This is a genomic window from Bradyrhizobium sp. AZCC 2230 (assembly GCF_036924495.1).
Lineage (GTDB): Bacteria > Pseudomonadota > Alphaproteobacteria > Rhizobiales > Xanthobacteraceae > Bradyrhizobium > Bradyrhizobium rifense.
In genome coordinates this window covers 3,990,942-4,009,443 of record NZ_JAZHRS010000001.1, presented here as the reverse complement: position 1 = coordinate 4,009,443, position 18,502 = coordinate 3,990,942, and the positions used below count along the sequence as shown (strand labels likewise).

The 18,502-nt window shown below is 63.8% G+C and carries 20 protein-coding genes; 10 read left to right on the top strand and 10 right to left on the bottom strand.

Annotated features, from left to right (window positions below):
- Nucleotides 1-2: 2 nt before the first annotated feature.
- The gene (locus V1280_RS19205) at nucleotides 3-1,703 is read right to left on the bottom strand and encodes a fatty acyl-AMP ligase (RefSeq protein WP_334527285.1); all 1,701 of its coding nucleotides are present in this window, start codon (nucleotides 1,701-1,703) and stop codon (nucleotides 3-5) included.
- A 26-nt stretch (nucleotides 1,704-1,729) separates the two neighbouring features.
- Nucleotides 1,730-1,984, bottom strand: coding sequence for an acyl carrier protein (locus V1280_RS19200; protein ID WP_148775772.1), 255 nt, complete (start codon nucleotides 1,982-1,984; stop codon nucleotides 1,730-1,732).
- 219 nt (nucleotides 1,985-2,203) lie between these two features.
- Here V1280_RS19200 and V1280_RS19195 point away from each other — a divergent pair, with 219 nt between their 5' ends.
- Nucleotides 2,204-5,407 carry a CHAT domain-containing tetratricopeptide repeat protein gene (locus V1280_RS19195; protein ID WP_334527279.1) on the top strand — a complete coding sequence of 1,068 codons (3,204 nt, stop codon included), beginning with the start codon at nucleotides 2,204-2,206 and terminating at the stop codon, nucleotides 5,405-5,407.
- Between the two features lie 54 nt (nucleotides 5,408-5,461).
- Nucleotides 5,462-6,724 (top strand): hypothetical protein, encoded by a 1,263-nt coding sequence (locus V1280_RS19190; RefSeq protein ID WP_334527276.1) that lies wholly within the window; start codon nucleotides 5,462-5,464, stop codon nucleotides 6,722-6,724.
- Between the two features lie 2 nt (nucleotides 6,725-6,726).
- Here the strand turns inward: V1280_RS19190 and V1280_RS19185 are convergent, their stop codons facing one another.
- Nucleotides 6,727-7,515, bottom strand: coding sequence for a L,D-transpeptidase (locus tag V1280_RS19185; protein WP_334527273.1), 789 nt, complete (start codon nucleotides 7,513-7,515; stop codon nucleotides 6,727-6,729).
- Between V1280_RS19185 and V1280_RS19180 the strand changes: the two genes are divergently transcribed.
- Both V1280_RS19180 and V1280_RS19175 read left to right on the top strand, forming a co-directional pair.
- On the top strand, nucleotides 7,499-7,822 hold the full coding sequence (locus tag V1280_RS19180) for a hypothetical protein (RefSeq protein WP_334527270.1): 324 nt from the start codon (nucleotides 7,499-7,501) through the stop codon (nucleotides 7,820-7,822). The genes V1280_RS19185 and V1280_RS19180 overlap by 17 nt on opposite strands.
- A gap of 53 nt (nucleotides 7,823-7,875) precedes the next feature.
- Nucleotides 7,876-8,199: a hypothetical protein gene (locus V1280_RS19175; protein WP_334527267.1), complete on the top strand. Its 324-nt coding sequence runs from the start codon at nucleotides 7,876-7,878 to the stop codon at nucleotides 8,197-8,199.
- 43 nt (nucleotides 8,200-8,242) lie between these two features.
- On the opposite strand, the gene V1280_RS19170 is transcribed toward V1280_RS19175, so the two are convergent.
- Both V1280_RS19170 and V1280_RS19165 read right to left on the bottom strand, forming a co-directional pair.
- Nucleotides 8,243-9,004 (bottom strand): ABC transporter permease, encoded by a 762-nt coding sequence (locus V1280_RS19170; RefSeq protein ID WP_334527264.1) that lies wholly within the window; start codon nucleotides 9,002-9,004, stop codon nucleotides 8,243-8,245.
- Nucleotides 9,001-9,924: an ABC transporter ATP-binding protein gene (locus tag V1280_RS19165; protein WP_334527261.1), complete on the bottom strand. Its 924-nt coding sequence runs from the start codon at nucleotides 9,922-9,924 to the stop codon at nucleotides 9,001-9,003. The genes V1280_RS19170 and V1280_RS19165 overlap by 4 nt, the downstream gene beginning before the upstream one ends.
- A gap of 278 nt (nucleotides 9,925-10,202) precedes the next feature.
- Here V1280_RS19165 and V1280_RS19160 point away from each other — a divergent pair, with 278 nt between their 5' ends.
- Both V1280_RS19160 and V1280_RS19155 read left to right on the top strand, forming a co-directional pair.
- A complete protein-coding gene (locus V1280_RS19160) occupies nucleotides 10,203-10,919 on the top strand; it encodes a hypothetical protein (protein WP_334527258.1) in 717 nt (238 codons plus the stop codon).
- Between the two features lie 213 nt (nucleotides 10,920-11,132).
- Complete coding sequence (locus V1280_RS19155) at nucleotides 11,133-12,164, top strand: zinc-binding metallopeptidase family protein (RefSeq protein ID WP_334527255.1); 1,032 nt, start codon at nucleotides 11,133-11,135, stop codon at nucleotides 12,162-12,164.
- 66 nt (nucleotides 12,165-12,230) lie between these two features.
- On the opposite strand, the gene V1280_RS19150 is transcribed toward V1280_RS19155, so the two are convergent.
- The 5 genes from V1280_RS19150 to V1280_RS19130 form a co-directional block, all read right to left on the bottom strand.
- Entirely contained in the window at nucleotides 12,231-12,755 is a 525-nt protein-coding gene (locus V1280_RS19150; RefSeq protein ID WP_334527252.1) for a MarR family winged helix-turn-helix transcriptional regulator, read from the bottom strand.
- A gap of 166 nt (nucleotides 12,756-12,921) precedes the next feature.
- Nucleotides 12,922-13,119: a hypothetical protein gene (locus V1280_RS19145; protein ID WP_334538358.1), complete on the bottom strand. Its 198-nt coding sequence runs from the start codon at nucleotides 13,117-13,119 to the stop codon at nucleotides 12,922-12,924.
- Nucleotides 13,120-13,236: 117 nt separating this feature from the next.
- Entirely contained in the window at nucleotides 13,237-13,611 is a 375-nt protein-coding gene (locus V1280_RS19140) for a hypothetical protein (protein WP_334527249.1), read from the bottom strand.
- A gap of 30 nt (nucleotides 13,612-13,641) precedes the next feature.
- Nucleotides 13,642-14,523 (bottom strand): NmrA family NAD(P)-binding protein, encoded by an 882-nt coding sequence (locus V1280_RS19135; RefSeq protein WP_334527246.1) that lies wholly within the window; start codon nucleotides 14,521-14,523, stop codon nucleotides 13,642-13,644.
- 226 nt (nucleotides 14,524-14,749) lie between these two features.
- Nucleotides 14,750-15,427, bottom strand: coding sequence for a TetR/AcrR family transcriptional regulator (locus tag V1280_RS19130; protein WP_334527243.1), 678 nt, complete (start codon nucleotides 15,425-15,427; stop codon nucleotides 14,750-14,752).
- Nucleotides 15,428-15,598: 171 nt separating this feature from the next.
- On the opposite strand from V1280_RS19130, the gene V1280_RS19125 reads away from it, so the two are divergent.
- From V1280_RS19125 to V1280_RS19110, 4 genes are all read left to right on the top strand, one after another.
- Nucleotides 15,599-16,462: a DUF3313 domain-containing protein gene (locus V1280_RS19125; RefSeq protein WP_334538357.1), complete on the top strand. Its 864-nt coding sequence runs from the start codon at nucleotides 15,599-15,601 to the stop codon at nucleotides 16,460-16,462.
- Between the two features lie 128 nt (nucleotides 16,463-16,590).
- Nucleotides 16,591-16,779, top strand: a complete 189-nt coding sequence (locus tag V1280_RS19120; RefSeq protein WP_334527241.1) for a hypothetical protein — start codon at nucleotides 16,591-16,593, stop codon at nucleotides 16,777-16,779.
- A gap of 53 nt (nucleotides 16,780-16,832) precedes the next feature.
- On the top strand, nucleotides 16,833-17,159 hold the full coding sequence (locus V1280_RS19115; protein ID WP_334527238.1) for a hypothetical protein: 327 nt from the start codon (nucleotides 16,833-16,835) through the stop codon (nucleotides 17,157-17,159).
- Between the two features lie 145 nt (nucleotides 17,160-17,304).
- Complete coding sequence (locus tag V1280_RS19110) at nucleotides 17,305-18,243, top strand: LysM peptidoglycan-binding domain-containing protein (RefSeq protein WP_334527235.1); 939 nt, start codon at nucleotides 17,305-17,307, stop codon at nucleotides 18,241-18,243.
- Nucleotides 18,244-18,502 lie beyond the last annotated feature (259 nt).

Genomic DNA, 18,502 nt, shown 5'->3' with positions numbered 1-18,502 from the left:
GCTCAGCCGATCTCCTCAAACCCGCCGTCGAGCCAGAGCCTGCGGGCGAGCTTGCGCTGGATCTTGCCGCTGGTGGTTTTTGGCAGCGCGCCGGGACGGATCAATGCGACGTGTCGCGCGGAGAGCTCATGGCTGTCGGCGATGGCCTCGCGGATCTGGCCCTTGATCTCGGCGGTATCGATCGCGTGGCGCGCGGTGCGTTCGACTTCCTGGACGATGACGAGACTTTCCTCGCCATGTTCGTCCGGCACCGAAAAGGCCGCACCGCAGTTCTCGCGCAAGCCGTTGTCCTGCGATTGCACCGTGCGCTCGATGTCCTGGGGATAGTGGTTGATGCCACGGATGATGATGAGATCCTTGATCCGGCCGGTGACGAACAATTCGCCCGTATGATCGAGGAAGCCGAGGTCGCCGGTGCGCAGCCACCGGCCATCCTCGCCCGCGATCTCCGCATTGAGCTCTTCGCGCGTCGGCGCATCGTTGCGCCAGTAGGCGCGCGCGACATTGGCGCCGCTGACCCAGATTTCGCCGACGCGGTCGGCGGCAAGCCGCACACGGTGCTCGGGGTCGACAATGGCGATCTGCTCGCCGGTCAGCGCGCGGCCGCAACCGACGACAAGCTGCGCGTCGTCAGGATCGGCCGACGCCTCGGCCGCATGGGCCTGAAGCGCCGCGCGGCTGATGCTGCGTGTGACATGGCCACCGCCGCGCGTTCCGCCGGAAATCAGGAGCGTCGCTTCCGCCATGCCATAGGCGGGAAACATCGCGTGGGATTCGAATCCGTGCGGGGCAAATGTTTCGATGAAGCGCGCGATGGTATCGGCGCGCACCGGTTCTGCGCCGTTGAGCGCGATCCTGAGCGAGGACAGATCCACGCCGTCCATCTGATCGGCACGATAGCGGCTGACGCAGAGATCGAAGCCGAAATTGGGCCCGCAGGCGACCTCCGCACGATAATGCGAGATCGCGCGCAGCCAGCCGAGCGGCCGCTGCATGAATGCGTTCGGCGCCATCAGCACGCAGGTCGCGCCGACATAGAGAGCCTGAAGCGCATTCAGGATCAGCCCCATGTCGTGATAGAGCGGCACCCAGTTGACATAGGTCGACTGCCTGGCGTTGCCGAGCGCGATCCGGATCATCTCGAGATTGGCGAGCAGATTGGCGTGACTCACCATCACGCCCTTCGGCTCAGAGGTCGAACCGGAGGTGTATTGCAGGAACGCGATGTCGTCGGGTGCAGGCTCGGGCAGGTCGACCGTCGCACCGGCCGCTTCGGAGAGATCGACCTCGATCCACCGGATGTTCTCCTGCGCAAAGCGTTCCCGCAGATCGCCACGCAGGGCGAAGGCCGAAGTGGTCAGCGCGAGCGCCGGCGTGCAATTGGCGAGGATCGCGGCGCTGGAATCGCGGGCGCTGTTTCGCCGGGGCATCATCATCGGTACGGCGATGATACCCGCCATCAGGCAGCCGAAGAACGCCACCATGAACTCGATGCCCGGCGGAAACACCAGGATCGCGCGATCGCCGGGCTGCGCGGTCGCGGTCAGGCGCGCCGCGAGCGCGCGCGCAGCCTCGTGCAATTGACGGAAGGTGAGGGAGGCTTCCTCCGTCCCGCGATCGGAGACGAAGACATAGGCGCGATCGCCGGCCTGCTCCGCAGCGCGCCGGGCGAGTAGCGCGACGAGCGAGCGGAGATTGTCCATTGGGATCGCGCCGGCTTCAGCCGCCCTCAGGCGGCGGAGCGGAGCGCGCTCTTGTCGGCGAGAAATCGCGACAGCGCCTCAACCGTAGGGTGATCGTAGAAGTCGTCCGTCGACAGTTCGAGGTCCAGTTTCTCCTCGAGTTCCATCATGAGATAGACGAGCATCGCCGAATCGAGGCCGAGACGGCTGAATTTTGTGCCGGTATCGACGCGGTCCTTGGAGATTCTCAGGATATTGGCTAGCGCCGTAACGCAGAAATCCGAAATCTGCTCGCGTGTCATGTCATTTCCCAGAAACAGTCAGAACGACAATACGGGTGACCTCAAGGTTGTCAATTTGGCCCGAACGCCGCGGCGTTGAAGGTTGGGGACTGTTGCTTTCCTGCGTCGCTGGATGCTCATTTCGTGCACAGGCGGACACGATTTCCCGCGGTCGACAGGGGTCGCGGCGGCCCTTATCCTCCCAAAATTGCAATTTGACGCGCGTGACGGGATTTTTGCATGAGCCGCGCCCGCTTGTTCGCCGCCCTTTTGCTCGCGGCCTTGACCGTATCGAAGCCGGCGACCGCCCAGCGCGGCAGCGATTTTGATTCGCTGCTGGCGCAGATGAATGCAGCGACGCAAGGGGGGCACTGGGCCGAGGGGCTGGCGGCCGCCCAGAAGCTGGAAAACCTGGTGCGCCGCCGGCAGGGCGCCGACAACATGAACTACGCCGGCGTGCTGCATAATGAAGGCATGTTCCTGCACAATCTCGGCCGCTACCCCGAGGCTATCGACAAGCTCAACGCGGCTCTTGCCATCAAGCAGCGCAATAACGACGTCGCCTCCACGCTGCGCACCTCCAATCTCCTGGTTGGCGCGCTTGGTATGCTCGAGCGGCGGGCAGAGGCAACCACGGTCGCGGAGCGCGCCCTGGCGCTTGGCACCAGCGCGTTCGGCGCAAACGACGTCCGTCTCTCGGATACGCTGAGCGCGCTCGGCGGATTGGCGCGCGACAAGGAGAACTACAGGGAGGCAGCCGGCTATTTCGAACGCGTGCTCACCGGCCTGCAGGCCGCGAATGCGCCGCCGGTCGATCTTGCCGGCGCGATGGACAATCTCGGCGACGCCTATGGACGGCTTGGACGTTTCGATGACGGCGAGCGTCTCCTGAAGCAGGCGATCGACCTGCTCGATCGCAGCTACCGCCAGAACGCTCAGGCCGCGCCGAATTACGACGAGATCTTCAACAATCTCGGTAGTCTCTACAAGGATGCCGGCCGCCTTGCCGAGGCGGAAGCCGCGATGCGGCGATCGCTGGCGATCGTGCGCGTGCGCAGTGGCGAGGATCACCCGAACACCGCTGCGACCATGGGCAACCTCGCGATCGTGCTCGAGCAGGAGGGGCGCTACGCGGAGGCCGAGAAGCTCTACCAGCGCGTCCTGGAGGTGTATGAGAAGGTCTATGGTTCGAACCATCCGACCACGGCGATCGGCCTCTACAATCTCGCCAACGTTTATGCCGATCAGGGCAACGTCGAGGCCGCGGTGGGATTGCAACGGCGCGTGCTTGCGATCTACGAAAAGGCCTTTGGCACCGACAGCCCCGATGTCGGGCGCGCCTTGAACAATCTCGCCAACAGCTATGCGAGTCTCGGGCGCTACGACGAGGCGATCGATCTGTTTCGGCGCGCGCTTGCGATTATGGAGCACAAGTTCGGCCAGGGCAGCGGGCCGACCGCGGTGGCGGCGGAGTCGCTGGGGCGCGCGCTGACGGATGCCGGCCGTCTCGACGAGGCCGCGCAATATCTCCGCCTTGCGCTCGAGATCAACCAGCGCCTGCTCGGCGAGACGCATCCCGATTTGATCAAGCCGCTTGGCGATCTCGGTTTTCTGGAACTGAAGCGGGGTCATGCCGCCGTAGCGCGACGCCGGTTCGAGCAGGCACTCCAGATCGCGCAGGATCGGCTGGGACCGCGTCATCACGACACCGTCGCGGCCATCGTCCACCTCGGCAATCTCGACACGCAGGAGGGGAAATGGGCCGATGCATTGGTGCGGCTGAGACAGGCATCGGCCGTGTTCAACACGGAGCGCAATGCGCAATTCGCCCGCTTCGTCGAGCTTGATCCACTGCTGATCGAGGCGATCTGGCGCGTCACGGATGGCCATCCTGACGATGCTGCGAAGGACGAGGCTTTCGGCGCCGTGCAGCGGGCCCACGAGACCAAGGCAGGCGCGGCGCTGGCGCAGATGGCGGCGCGGTTCGGTGCGGGCAATGATGCCATCGCGGCGCTGGTGCGGCGGCAACAGGATCTGAAGGCGAGCCTCGAGGCGCTCGACAAGCGTGTCACAACCGAGCTCGGCCAGCCCGAGGGCAGGCGCAACGATGCGCTGATCGGTAGCCTGCGCGCGGAATTGGCGCGGACGCAAAAATCCTATGCTGACGTCACGGCGCAGCTCGATCGCGGCTTCCCCGCCTATGCCGAATTATCAAACCCGCAGCCGCTGTCGATCGCACAAGCGCAAGACCAGTTGAAGCCGGACGAAGCGCTGGTGGCGTTCATTGCATGGTACAACGAGGTCTTCGCCGTCGCGCTGACGCGGGAGACCAGCGCGCTGCGCAAGATTGCGCTCAACAGCAAGCAGATCAGCGACCGTGTGGCGCATCTGCGGACCGGCCTCGGCAACGCGGAGACGACGCGCGCGACATTCGATCTCGACGCTTCGTTTGATCTCTATGGCGCGCTGTTCGGTCCGATCAACGCAGACATCGCGGGCAAGCCCAAGCTGCTGGTGGTCCCGGCCGACACGCTGACCAGCCTGCCGTTCCATGTCCTGGTCACGACGAAGCCCGATCCCGCGCTGGCGGTCGATGATCGCTACCGGCAGGCGGCCTGGCTGCTCAACGAGCGTGCGATCACAGTATTGCCGTCAGTGCCGAGTCTGCGCGCACTGCGCAACTTGGCCAGGGAGTCGCATGCGGCAAAGCCTTTCATCGGATTTGGCGATCCGGTGTTCCGGCGCACATCCTCGGAAAAACCCGCAGACATTGGGCGCAACGTGCGGCCGTACCAGGACTACTATCAGGGCTCGGCCGTGGATCTCGAACGCCTGCGCACTGGCCTGCCGGCGCTGCCGGAAACTGCGGGCGAGCTCCGCGCCGTGGCGAAGGCGCTCGGTGCCTCGCCGCAGGACGACGTCAAGCTTGGTGCGGCTGCGACAGTCACCAGCGTCAATCAGCTCGCGCTCGATCAGTACCGCGTCGTCGATTTCGCGACTCATGGGCTCGTCGCGGGCGAGGTCAATGGCCTCAGCGAGCCGGCGCTGGTTCTGACACTGCCGGACCGGCCAACCAGCGACGACGACGGTCTGCTCACCGCAAGCCGTATCGCAAAACTCAAGCTCGATGCCGACTGGGCGGTGCTGTCGGCCTGCAACACGGCCGCGGGCGACAAGCCCGGCGCAGAAGGCTTGTCGGGTCTCGCGCGTGCCTTCTTCTATGCCGGTGCACGCGCGCTGCTGGTTTCGCACTGGCCGGTCGATTCCGATGCGGCGGTGCGCCTGACCACGGGCGCCTTCTCCGAACTCGGCGCGCATCCCGGCATCGGCCGCGCCGAAGCGCTGCGGCGCTCGATGAAAGCGCTGATTGCGGATCGGTCGTCACCGCGCAACGCCGATCCCGCCATGTGGGCGCCCTTCGTGCTGGTCGGCGAGGGCGGTTGACGGCAGCGGAAGAAAGCCGAAACTGGTCTGCAAAAAAGACCGGGAGCGATTCACATGCGGCTCATCCTCATTGCAACGATGGCGGCTCTGATGGTTGGACAGGCGGCGGCCAAGGATGCGTTGTCAGGCGCGAGTCTTTATGCCGATGTGGCGCGCTACGCCTCCTTTGGCCTGCACCGCTTCGGCTCGCCCGGCGATCGCGCGACCGCCGACTGGATAGCCGGTGAGCTATCGGCTGCCGGCTTCGCGATCAAATTCCAGCCCGTCGTGCTCGGCCGGCAGTATGTCGTGGAACGGGCCAGCGCGGACGTGGCCGCCACGAGCGTCGAGGCGACGCCGTTCTGGTGGCCGCCGGAGGACAAGGCGAGCTTCCATCTCTCCGTACCGATCGCACGCGATGGCGATGTCACCGGCAAGATTCTCTGGATCGATCTGCCGTTTGATCGCGGCGCCTATCTCGGTCCCGCGCATCGTGCTGCGATCGCTGAGGCCGCGGCCAGGAAGCCCGCTGCCATCCTGCTGATGATCGGCAATCCCGCCGACGACCGCTTTGCCTACAACGTGACGCAGGAGGACGCACCCTGGCCGGTGCCGGTGATGGTGGTCGGCGCCAGGGCGCGCGGCATGTTCGAGCGTGCGCTCGCGGCGGGCGCGCCGGTGACGCTCGACGTTGCCGGACACTACGAGCGCAACGTCTCCGGCCGCAACGTCATTGCCGAGACCGGCATCGGCCGCGGGCCGACCATCGTCATCTCGACGCCGATGACCGGATGGTACAATTGCGTCTGCGAGCGCGGTCCAGGCATCGCCAATTTTCTCGCGCTGGCGCGCACGGCGGCGGCGGAGACATGGCCGGCGCATTTCGTCTTCATCGCGACCGCCGGCCACGAGATCGGCCATGGCGGCATGGAGCTGTTCCTGAAAGACGGCGCACCTGCGCCAAAGGACACGCTGGCCTGGATCCACTTCGGCTCGTCGAACGCGTGCTACGCCTTTGCAGAAGGCGCACGCACCAGCCGGCCGGAGGAAGAGCGCTATCTCGTGTTGAGCAAGTCAGCCGTCGCGCTGACCGATGAGGCCTTCGTCGCGGTCGCGGCAAAACGTCTGGTGACGGAGAAGCAGGCAGTCGGCGAGCTGCGCGACGTACATGCGGCGGGTTACGCCAATTTCCTCGGCATGGCCGGCCGCCATCAAACTTTCCACACACCGGCTGATGACGTCAGTGCGACCGGACCCGAGATACTCGAGCCGGTCGCCCGCGCCTTCGTCGATGCTGTGCGGAAAATCGTCGAACGCGGCGACGCCGCGTTCAGATAGCCTCAGTTTTGGTAGTAATAATTGCGCGGCTGATAATACTGCCGGGGCTGCTGCTGCTGATAGTAGTAGCCCTGCTGGCTATAGGCCGGGTCGTAGCTCGGCTGTGGTTGCGGCAGCTGTTGGTAGACCTGCGCGCCATTGGGGCGGTTGATCGGGCGCGGCGCCGGGTAGCGTGCGCCGGTGTCGCTGCCGTCGGCGGGATAGATGTAGTTGTCGTCCTGCTGCATGAAGCGGCGGGCGGGCTGCATCGGTGGCGTCAGATTCACGGGATCGCCTGTCGTCGCGTACTGCTCCTCAGCTGGCTGCTGGGCGCGGGCCACCGCATTGTTGGTCCGGCCGCGCGGGTTGCGGGCCAGTGCCACCTGCGCCGAGCCGGTCAGCGTCACCGTGGTGTTGAGCACGCCCTGCTCCTGCACCAGCGCGTAGAGCGTCGAGGCGTTCTGGCGCGACAGCCGCACGCAGCCATGCGAGGCGGGCGTGCCCAGTCGTCCGACCGAGTCGGTGCCGTGGATGGCGTGCCCGATCTTGGTGAAGAAGATCGAGTGCGGCATCGGCGCGTCGTCGAATTCCTTGGAGTAGTGATCCTCTTCCATGCGGAAGGCGCGGAACGAACCGCCCGGCGTCTCGCGCGAGGGGATGCCGGTCGACACCGGCCAGTGGTAGCGGGTGACGCCGTCGACCACGACGGTCATCTGCTGATTGTCCTTGTCGACGGTAATGTCGACCTTGGCCTGCGCGGCGCCCGCGCTCAAAAGCATGAGGGAAGTGAACGCAATGAAAGAGGAACGCATTCGAATTCTGGCCTCCGGCCTGTTCGCGCTAGAGCATGATCCGGAAAAGTGTGTAGCGGTTTTCCGAAAAGATCATGCCCAAACAATAACACCGCGGCTCTCCGTCCCCGGCGTGCACTATGCCTGCAATCCGGCTTTCGTTCCAGCGGCCTGCCCACCCATCGTTAACGTCATGCCGGGCGTAAGCAAGGCCGCTTTGCGCCGCGCTGGCTTCGGTGATGCTGACATTTTCGCGAGCGGGAGCAGCGGTCACAAACGCCAACAATTCGTCACAAAGGCGCAACCATTTGGCCGCTTCGGGCGTTGAACACGGCCTACCAATTGGCGGCCGTCGCCGCCGTCTACTCCCGGGGACTCAAGATGAACAAAGCTCGTATCGCCGCCGCGCAGTTGCCGGCGGGTCTGCCCGTCCGCCTGCTCTTCGCGGGCGCCGCCGTCCTTCTTGCCCTGGCTTGCCTGCCGCAAGCCAGCCACGCCCAGGGCATCGTGCGTGGCGCCCAGGAGGGTTCTTACGAGGGTAACCGGATTGCCGGTCCTGTGGGCGGTGCGGTCGGAGGTGTCGTCGGTGCCGGTGTCGGCGGCGCTGTGGGCGCCGTCGATGGTATTCTGGGCATTCCCGACCACGGCCATCGCCATTGCCGCGGGTACTACGACGGCTATCACCACTTCCGCTGCTACAGGTAACAGGCGGTCATTCCGGGCGCGCGGAGCGCGCCTGAAATGACGATCAGTTCTTCAGCCGATACCCGGTCCGGAAAATCCACCAGATCACGGCGAGGCAGATCACCAGGAACGCCAGCGTCATGCCGATGCTGACGGACACGCTGACGTCGGCGATCTCGTAGAAGCTCCAGCGGAAGCCGGAGATGAGATAGACGACCGGGTTGAGCAGCGCCACCGTGCGCCAGGTCGGCGGCAGCATGTCGATGGAATAGAAGCTGCCGCCGAGGAAGGTCAGCGGCGTCACCACCAGCATCGGGATCATCTGGAGCTTTTCGAAGCCGTCGGCCCAGATGCCGATGACGAAGCCGAACAGGCTGAACGTCACCGCCGTCAGCACCAGGAAAGTCAGCATCCAGATCGGATGATGGATGTGCAGCGGCACGAACAGGCCGGCTGTTGCCAGAATGATCAGGCCCAAAATGATCGACTTGGTCGCGGCGGCACCGACATAGCCGAGCACGATCTCGACATAGGAGATTGGTGCGGAGAGAATTTCGTAGATCGTGCCGGTGAATTTCGGGAAGTAGATGCCGAACGAGGCGTTGGCGATGCCCTGGGTCAGCACCGAGAGCATGATCAGGCCCGGCACGATGAAGGTGCCGTAGCTGACGCCCTCGACCTGGCTGATGCGCGAGCCGATCGCAGCGCCGAACACCACGAAATAAAGCGAGGTCGAAACCACAGGCGAGACGATGCTTTGAAACAGCGTGCGCCAGGTGCGCGCCATTTCGAACAGATAGATGGCGCGAACGGCGCGGTAATTCATGACGCCCTCACGAGGTCGACGAAGATGTCCTCGAGCGACGATTGGGTCGTGTCGAGATCGTTGAAACGGATGCCGGCGGTGCGGAGGTCGCTGAGCAGGCTGGTGATGCCGGTGCGCTCGCCCTTGGTGTCGTAGTCGTAGACCAGCGTCGCACCGCTATCGCAGAGGTCGAGCTCGTAATGAGCGAGGCTCTCCGGCAGCGCGGCGATCTTGTTCTGCAGATGCAGCGTCAGCCGCTTCTTGCCGAGCTTCTGCATCAAGGTGGCCTTGTCCTCGACCAGCACGATCTCGCCCTTGTTGATCACGCCGATGCGATCGGCCATCTCCTCGGCTTCCTCGATGTAGTGCGTGGTGAGGATGATGGTGACGCCGGATTGCTGAAGGGTGCGCACGACTTCCCACATGCCCTTGCGCAGCTCGACGTCGACGCCGGCGGTCGGCTCGTCGAGGAACAGGATCTGCGGCTCGTGCGACAGCGCTTTGGCGATCATCACACGGCGCTTCATGCCGCCGGAGAGCGTGATGATCTTGTTGTCCTTCTTGTCCCAGAGCGAGAGGTCCTTGAGTACCTTCTCGATATGCGCAGGATTCTTCGGCTTGCCGAACAGGCCACGGGAGAAGCTCACGGTGGCCCACACGCTTTCGAAGGCGTCGGTGTGGAGCTCCTGCGGCACCAGGCCGATCAGCGAGCGTGCCTTGCGGTAGGAGGTCTGGATGTCCTCACCGCCGACCAGGACCTTGCCCTCGCTGGGGTTGGCGATGCCGCAGATGATGGAGATCAGCGTGGTCTTGCCGGCGCCGTTGGGGCCGAGCAGCGCAAAGATCTCGCCGCGCTTGATGTCGAGATTGATGTTCTTGAGCGCCTTGAAGCCGGACCCATAGGTCTTCGACAGATTGGCGACGGAAATGATGGAGGACATGGTTGCCGGTGGGTGGGGAGGGAGGCGCTGGAACCCGCACCCTGTCGGGCGGAGAGCAGCGGAGACCTGAAATAGGAATGGCCTTGCCCGGTCGCAATTGGCGAGAGAAAAATGGTCTCAAAACAGGCATTTCAAGGGCAGGTTTTGGGCAAGTGTTGCGGGATGGTCACGGATTGCGGCTAAGATCGCAGTTCACGCGGCTCTTTGTTGCGTCTGCGAGCAGGCCGTGGCTACGATTCCCGCCAATCGCGAAGCGTATGTCCCCAGGGAAACAATCGATGAGACCGAACGGCCGTCACACCGCCGGCGCAAGCCAATTGCCCGCCCTCCGCGTGTGGGCGATCTGCCTGCTCCTGCTGTCAGCTGTTGCCATGAGCCCGGCCACCGCCAAGGCGGCGCCGAACCAGGCTGCGGCGACGACGCATGTCTATCTGCTCCGCGGCGTGCTCAACATCTTCTCGCTCGGGCTCGACACGATCGGCGCAAGGCTCGAGGCGCAGGGCATCCCGGTGACCGTCGCGAACTTCGTGTCCTGGTCCTCGCTCGCTGACGAGGCCGCGACTGCCTACAAGGCCGGCCGCATCAAGACCATCGTGCTGGTCGGCCACTCCTCGGGCGCGACCGCGCTGCCCGACATGATCGCCAAGCTCAACCAGCTCGGCGTGCCCGTGAAGCTCGCGATTGGCCTCGACTCCGTGTTCAAGACCAAGCTGTCGACCGGCGCCGAGCGCTACATCAACATCTATATCGGTGACGGTCCGGGTGAGCCGGTGCGTGCCGCGAACGGCCTGCGCGGCAAGCTCGACAATGTCGACGTGCGCGGCAGCGGCGTCGGCCACATCACCATCGACAAGAACGAGGCGATCCAGCGCCGCGTGATCGCCGAGATCGATGCCGCGATCGCCCGTTCGCGCGGTCCGGCTGGACCGGTCGCCGAACCCGGCGCGCCGCGGGCGGCGCACTCGGCGGCGGCAACGGCGCCGGCGAGGAACTGAAGCCTTCCGCCTGCAACGGCTGACTTCATCATGCCGCCGTCGACTTGATTGTCGACGGCGGCATTGTCTTGTTCGCGCTGCCGCCAGGATGTGAGAAGGGCCCGCTGCCGGGTACAGCGAGCCCTGTTCAGGCCTCCACGGGGCCCAACGGAACCCGACGTTCAATCTGGTGTTGTTGGAGCGTGACGCGTCGTCTGATTGGGACCACAGCACGTGAAAGAATTTCAGTGTCCGTCGTGCCGAGAGCCTGTCTCGTTCGAGCACGTCGCGTGCGCGAGTTGCGGCACCGAGTTGGTCTTTGACTCGTCGGGCATCGAGATGAGCAAACTCGCGTTCGATCAGGCCTGCCGTAATCGCGAGATCATCGGTTGTAACTGGTGTGTTGAAGGAGCGCATTGGTATTGCGGATCTTGCCGCCTGACGCGAACCACTCCTGACCTCGACAGCCCAAGAAACATCATGCACTGGCGGCGCATGGAGGAGGCGAAGCGCCGTCTTCTCTACGACCTCTTGCGTCTTCAGCTCCCGCTAGCGTCGCGCCGCGGCATACCAGTCGCATTCGACATCCTCTCGGATGAGAGCAATCCCATTCTGACGGGACACCATGAGGGTCTCATCACGCTCAACCTTGCGGAGGCGGACGACGTCGAGCGCGAGGCGCGCCGTGTCGCATTTCGAGAGCCGTATCGGACGCTGCTCGGCCATTTCCGGCACGAGATCGGTCATTTCTACTGGGATTTGCTCGTCGACCAGACGACGCTCCAGGCCCCGTTCAAGCTGATCTTTGGTGACGAGACGCAGGACTACCAGGGTGCGATCGGCGGCTACCATGGCCGCGCCGATCGTTCCTACGATCGCATGGGCTTCATCAGCGAGTATGCGACGTCCCATCCTTGGGAGGATTGGGCTGAGACGTTTGCGCATTTCCTGCACATCGTATCGACGCTCGACTCGCTGGTAGGCCTGCCGTTGGCGCTGGAGGAACGCGCCCGGCAAACCCTGACCGACCCTTATCTGGAAAGCGACTTCGAAGCCCTTCTGGCGTTGTGGATGCCGCTTGCGCGTGGCATCAACGAGATCAACCGGTCGCTCGGGATGGGCGATGCCTATCCGTTCAACATTTCGCCTGCGGTGAAGGGCAAGCTACATCTCGTGCATATGGCGATCAGCGTGTTCCGCGGGCAACAGAGGTTCGCGGGGAGGGAAGATGCCGCTCAGGCTCACCGCGCGGCCAAGGCAGGCTAACAGGGCAAAGCCGCATCACGCCTGCGAAAGTCCAAGGAATAGACGCTGAAGTCTCATGGAGACGACTCAGTCTTCGGATGAGCCCGGCTTCATGTCGCCGACAACCATGTCGCGGAGGGCGCCCCGCAGCGCGGCGACATTCTTCTCGCCGTTCAATTGCTCGAATTCCCGCTGCGCTTCCTGCCAAAGCGGGGCCGCCTTGTCGTGAAGACGGCGGCCTGCATCGGTGAGTTCAATCAGGCGGCTTCGGCCATCGGTGGGTGAAGGCCGGATTCGGACGAGGCCGTCACGTTCGAGAAAGCCGACCATCTTGCCCATGGCGGTCCGCTCGATGTCGAGCTGCTCGGCAAGCGCATTGACGGCAGCGCTGCCGAGCTCGTTCAGGGCCGCCAAGGTGAGGAATTGCGTGATGCGCAGTCCTGTCGGCTCGAGATGAGCATCGTAGAAGCGCGAGATCCGCCGGTTGGCCTTCCTCATGGCGGAGCAATTGCATTGATCGATTCCCAGAGGCTTGTTCACCGCCAATATCTCCTTGTCCTTTTCATTTCCGTCGAAGGCCACGCCGCGAATATAGGCGCGGAGCGGACGCAACGATATTCTCAAAATCCGGACGGCGGAGTGATGTAGCCGGGCTCTTCGGCCGCAAGCGTGCTCTTCAGCACTGCTGTCCCCTTGTCAGCCATTACCTCGCTCTTGCCCGCGGCGAGGGCGTCACAGGTCTGGTGCACCACGTCCGCAGGGGCTCGCTTTCGGCACATCAATGGGCGGCGATGCCGGCATTATTGACGAGCAACGTCGTATCGTTAGCGAGTTCGGCGGCTGCAGCGATCGATGCCGGATCGGTGACGTCGATCTTGATCGGGATGATGCCGGGCTCATTGAAGCCATCCGTGTTGCGCATGCCCGCGTAGACTTTCGCAGCTCCGCGGTGTCGTGCCTCGCGTGCAAAGGCCAGGCCCAGGCCGCGATTGGCACCAGTGATGAACGTTTGCGTTCTTGATGTCTACGACAGTCTACCTTTCCAGACTCTGGTGCCAGGGAGGCTTGTTCACGCCGCTGGCCCATTTTTAGTTCAAAGAAAAAGACGTTCCGGCAACTGGTTCGAAAGTCGCTTGCGCAGACCAGTGGCAAGAGACAGCACTGTGCCAAGCGGGCCCATGCGCACGCTGACGCGCGGCACCGAGCCGTCGGGATTGTGGTCGACGATGACGGCCGCGCTCAGCTTCTCTCCGCTGTTGAGAATGGCCTCGTATTCGAGAAACAGCCGCGAGCCGACATTCTGCACGAAGGTCGGTGTTTGCGACGCGTAGAAGGTTCCAACGGCGTCGATGACGCGGCGGATGTCATCGCGTCCGGTGACGGGGCCGCGTAGCACGGAGCTGACCAGTTCGGCATCAGCAGTCAGATCGTCCAGAAACGGATGACGCTCGGGTCGCGGGTGGGACATTTTCAACCCCTATGTTGGCTTTGATCGTGCTCAGGCGAACACGGCGCGGTTCTGCGCGATGAATTGCTGGACCGAGAGAGGCTGCGTTCCCGTGATCTTCTCGACGACATCGTTGGTGCCTGAGAAAATGCCGTCGCGATAATTCTGGGCGACCTCGACCAGGTGCTGCACGAGGAATGGAGGAAACTTGTAGAGCTTCTCCATCTTCTCCTTGAACATTGCGATCGAGGTTGGCGCGTACTCGATCCTGGTGCCGAGCACTTCGCTCATCGCTGCTGCGATCTCGGTGTGGTTCATCTCCACTGGGCCGTGCAGCGGATAGATCTTGCCTTCGTGACCTTGCGGCTTGGCCAGGAGGTGGGCGATGACACGGCCCTGATCGTCACTGGCGATCGGTGCGTGGCGTCCGTTCTCAAACGGAAATTCGATCTTCTTCCTGGCCCAGATCTCCTTGCCGAAATGCGGGTACACCAGCCAATCGGCAAAGAAGGTGGGGCGCAGGTGCGTTGTCGCGACACCCGACCAGTCGAACACTCGCTCCGAAACCCAGTGGTTCTGTGCCGCTTGGCTTGCCGATTCCCTGCGTGCCGAAATCTGCGACATGTTGACGATTGCGGTGACGCCGGCTTCCTTCGCGGCCTGGGCGAAATAGGCCGCCGCGCCGATGATTCCCGGCGCGATCGGATGAAGGAAATAGGCGGATTGGATGCCTTCCATGGCAGCGCGAATGGCGTCGATATCGGTGAAATCGCCGATGGCGATGTCGACGCCACGCTGTCTCAGCGCAGCCGCCCGTTCGCCGTCCGAGCGCACGTAGGCGCGTATCTCCTTGCCCATCTTGAGCAATTCGTCGACGGCGGCTCCTCCAGTGCGTCCGGTTGCACCGCTGACCAGAATGGTTGACTCGCTCACGACACCGCTCCTTCAACTCATGTGAGAGCATATGCTCTTATAATCCGAAAATGGGAGCATGCGCTCTTAAGTCAAGGCGTTTCTTTCGACAGGTGGAGGAGGGCGGTTCACATCGCCGTGTAGCAGTCGCGTTGACTCCGGCCGATCCAAAAGCCGCGGGCGGGTTGCGGAGATGGCGGCGGCTCGGGCCTAACCGGGCGAAGCAGCTTGCCCGAGCACGATAATTCTATCGCTTCGTGACCAGCTTGAGGGGACGCACGGTCTTCTGACTGCGCGGCTTGCTCGTGGCGCTCCCGGCTTCCGGCGGCCTCAGAAAACGGACCAGCATCGTTCTGAGATGCTCCACGTGCTGCCTGACATCCAGCTTGGGATTGCGGATCGGCAGTGCGCGCGATCCGTCGATGAGGGCGATCAGGATGTTCGCGGTTGTATCCGCGTCCAGCCCGGGATCCATCCGCCCCTGGTCTTGCGCCCGGCGCAGGAAGTCAGCCCACAGGCGGCGGAACGCGTCGGTGTGCCGTTGGATGATCTTGGCGAATTCGGGATTGCGGGCGGACTCCGCGAGTCCATCCATGTTGAGGACCTGGGTGGGGCGGAGCCGCAGGCAGGTTTCCTCGATATCCGCAAGCAGCGCCTCGATCACGTCGGGGGCAGCCAGAATCTTTTCAAGCCGTTCGGCTGCATATGCAAGGCCAAGGTCGATCATGGCCTCGATGATCGCCTGCTTGCTTGCGAAGTAGTGATAGAGGTGACCGGGGCTGATCCCGGCTTCGGTGCAGATGTCCGTGGTGCTGGCCCCGCGAAAGCCGTCCCTGGCGAAGCAGCGGATCGCCGCGTGGAGAATCTCCCCGCGCTTCTGCTCATGCTTGACGGGGTCCACCTTCCTCAAATTGCTCGTCTCCATTCTCGCTTGCCCCATTTAGCACGGCGGTCCGCCACGAGAAAATCCAAATTAGAGAGTTCCATCTATTTATGTTGACGGGTGGGGCGTGGTGTGAGAATGATTAGTAGAGTGATCTCTCTAATAAATTGTCCAGGCGTGAACGGGACAATGCGCTTTCCACGGACGACCCTGATGTGTGTCACGCTGGCGCTGGGTGGCTGCGCGACCGCGCCGCTCGAGCAGGCGGGCTCGCTCAGGAGCTACGACCGGATGTCGGACGCGAACGGTCTGGTGACGCGATCCAAGATCCGCGTGAACAAGAAGGACGTGCTGGCGGCGAAGACGATCCGGATCGCATCGACCGTCTTTCCGGCACGCGCCGACGTCCCCTTGACCGAAAAGGAACGGCGTCTGGTCGCCAACGCGATCAGCCGCGAGCTGTGTCTGCGCCTGAGCGAGCGCTTCCGCATCGTGGCTGCCGATGACGATGCCGACCTCACGGTGCAGGCGACGGTGACGCATGCCGCACCGACCAGTCCGACCGCCTCCGGCGCATCGCAAGCCCTGTCGATAGCGAAGACTGTTGCGCTTCCCGGCGTGCCTGTGCCGGTGCCGAGGCTTCCGGTCGGGCTCGGCAGCCTGTCGGTCGAGGCGGAAGCGCGCGACTTCGCCGGATTTCAGAAGGCGGCCATGGTCTGGGCGCGCAGCGCCAACTCCATCACGAACTCTGCGCGGGTCGCCAACGAGGGCGACGCATACGATCTCGCCGCCGATTTCGGCGCCGACTTCGCCAAGCTGGTTACGACCGGAGACTCTCCGTTTGGCGGCATCCCTGCGCTGCCCCCGATCGAAAGCATTCCCGTGCGGTTCGGCGGTGCGCCCAAATACGTCGCGTGCGAGGCGTTCGGACGGTTTCCAGGCGTGACCGGCTTCGCGGGGGAGAAGCTCGGCCTGCCGCCAGCCTGGACGGATTCAGGCGCCAAGGAAAGTCCGGCCAACAGTCCGGCCGCGCCACCGGCGCACGAGGCGTCTCCGGAGCAGACGCTCACGCAATGACGAGGCTGCGCATCCAGCGACCTCCAAGCTCAACCTGTTTGTAACCGACCCGAGTCAACGACATGCCGACATCTGGAACACCTCGCCCGTCCCAACGCGCTTTGCGCCAAAGTGCAACGCGCGGCGATGTGCACGCGAGGAGCGTTCCCCTGTTCACGGCCGATGAGGCGTGGAGCCGAACCAACGCGGATCGGCGCGCAACGAGCGAGAAGGACGACCCGAACGCAATCCTCGAACCCGGCTTCTGGATGACGGCTCTGGTTGCGTTCCTGCCGACGGTCGCAGGCTGCCTCTATCTCTTCCTGACCCAGGGATGACACACAGGTATCGAACGCGGCGCCGCGCATCCCCGCGTGCGTTGGCCGCTGTCTTGGCGCTGTTGCTGGCGGGATGTGCGTCGAGCGCGAATCTGCCGCCTGCCTATCATCCTTCGCGTGCGCCGAGCGCCAAGGCGGTACAGGAGGGCGTCAAGAAAGCGGCCACCGAGGCCAAGCTGACCGGAGGCCTCGAGACATCAACCATCCGTCACAGCGATCACGGGCCGGGATCGTTTTTCGTCTGCCTGAGGCAGACAGGCCCGTCGGCGGGCGGACGGCCTGCTTATTCGGTATTCTTCGACAATGACGAGTACAAGGGAATCCAGAGTTCGGTATTGTCCGAGGCGTGTGAAGCCGAATCATTGGTTCCCTTCAAATGAGGCCGGAATGTCGAATTGGTCAGAATGAGCGCCCCTGCTGACCGGCGCTATGGTCTCGGTTCCGTGCCCCAAAAACCGCCCAATCAGGGGGCACTAAGCGCCGCGGTGGAGGCCTCTGCCTCCTGTGGCGGGACTGCAGGACTTGATGATTGATCCAAGGCGACTTGTGGTGTTGGCAGCTTTTGCGCTGCTCGCCTTGAATCCCGGTCTGGCCGCAGCCTCGCCTGCCAAGTCGAAGCCGGCTGCGGCCCCGACCGTCGCGCCGCCGCCACCTCCGCCCGCTGAGCCGCTGCCGCCGCCGAAAATCTACTTGTTCCGCGGCGCCATGGGCCCGTTCTTCTCGACCGGCATGGACCGGCTCGAAGAGAAGCTGACAAAAGCGGGCTTTTCGGCCGACGTCAACGAATTCACCATCTGCCGATGGATCGGCGATCGCGCCGTCTCAAGCTACAAGGAATCGCCGGCGCCGATCGTGCTGATCGGGCATTCCATGGGCGGGCTATGCTCGGTGATCATCTCCGAGATGGCGGCCAAGGAAAACATTCCGATCAGCCTCGTCATCACCATCGATCCCGCGCATGCGACCGATGATGTGCCGCTCAATGTTGAGCGTTTCATCAACATCTTCCTTTCCGACAGCGTGCTCGGCGGCGGCAATGTGGTCGCGGTGCCGGGCTTCCGTGGCCATTATGCGAGCTATGATCTGAAGGAGAACAGCCGCGTCTCGCACATCAACATCGAGAAGTCGGACGACATTCACCGCCAGATCGTCGACATGGTGACGCAGTTGCCGCGTATCCAGGCGCAGAGCCAGGGCGACGCCGTGCCGCTGCGCTATCTGGTGCCCGCGGATACGCTGGTCGAATTGTGGGATAGCGGCGTGCGTTTGCCGGTGCGCCGCGGCGACACCATGGAGAGCATTGCAGCCGCCCATCGCGTGCCGCTGTGGACGCTCGTGCAGAGCAACTCGCTGCCCGAGAACGCGACACTCACACCGGGCCAGTCCATCATCGTCCCGCGGCATTTGACGCCGCCGGACGCCGCGGCCGCGATGGCGGTGCCGGCTCCGTCGGGGCGGCGGTAGGTGCTCACCCGTGGAGCCTCGACCCCTCATCCACGCGTATGGTGCCGTGGCAGCCATTTCGATGTTGACGACGTTGCCAACGACGATCGCGCCGTGGTGGAAGTTCGGATCGCCGGTTGATGGGGCGCGGAGAGAAGCATCAGAAACAGCGCCCTTTCAGCCGCATATTTGGCCGCGGGCCGGCCGCTCTCCGAACCGTGCATGACAAGGCGTCCTTCCGTCGTGCAAACGCGCCAACGCCAGGTCTTTCGGCTGCTTC

Bases quoted from the DNA above. Each gene is read 5' to 3' on its own strand.
- V1280_RS19205 (WP_334527285.1), bottom strand. From the start codon at position 1,703: ATGGACAATCTCCGCTCGCTCGTCGCGCTACTCGCCCGGCGCGCTGCG.
- V1280_RS19200 (WP_148775772.1), bottom strand. From the start codon at position 1,984: ATGACACGCGAGCAGATTTCGGATTTCTGCGTTACGGCGCTAGCCAAT.
- V1280_RS19195 (WP_334527279.1), top strand. From the start codon at position 2,204: ATGAGCCGCGCCCGCTTGTTCGCCGCCCTTTTGCTCGCGGCCTTGACC.
- V1280_RS19190 (WP_334527276.1), top strand. From the start codon at position 5,462: ATGCGGCTCATCCTCATTGCAACGATGGCGGCTCTGATGGTTGGACAG.
- V1280_RS19180 (WP_334527270.1), top strand. From the start codon at position 7,499: ATGAAAGAGGAACGCATTCGAATTCTGGCCTCCGGCCTGTTCGCGCTA.
- V1280_RS19185 (WP_334527273.1), bottom strand. From the start codon at position 7,515: ATGCGTTCCTCTTTCATTGCGTTCACTTCCCTCATGCTTTTGAGCGCG.
- V1280_RS19175 (WP_334527267.1), top strand. From the start codon at position 7,876: ATGAACAAAGCTCGTATCGCCGCCGCGCAGTTGCCGGCGGGTCTGCCC.
- V1280_RS19170 (WP_334527264.1), bottom strand. From the start codon at position 9,004: ATGAATTACCGCGCCGTTCGCGCCATCTATCTGTTCGAAATGGCGCGC.
- V1280_RS19165 (WP_334527261.1), bottom strand. From the start codon at position 9,924: ATGTCCTCCATCATTTCCGTCGCCAATCTGTCGAAGACCTATGGGTCC.
- V1280_RS19160 (WP_334527258.1), top strand. From the start codon at position 10,203: ATGAGACCGAACGGCCGTCACACCGCCGGCGCAAGCCAATTGCCCGCC.
- V1280_RS19140 (WP_334527249.1), bottom strand. From the start codon at position 13,611: ATGTCCCACCCGCGACCCGAGCGTCATCCGTTTCTGGACGATCTGACT.
- V1280_RS19130 (WP_334527243.1), bottom strand. From the start codon at position 15,427: ATGGAGACGAGCAATTTGAGGAAGGTGGACCCCGTCAAGCATGAGCAG.
- V1280_RS19125 (WP_334538357.1), top strand. From the start codon at position 15,599: ATGTGTGTCACGCTGGCGCTGGGTGGCTGCGCGACCGCGCCGCTCGAG.
- V1280_RS19110 (WP_334527235.1), top strand. From the start codon at position 17,305: ATGATTGATCCAAGGCGACTTGTGGTGTTGGCAGCTTTTGCGCTGCTC.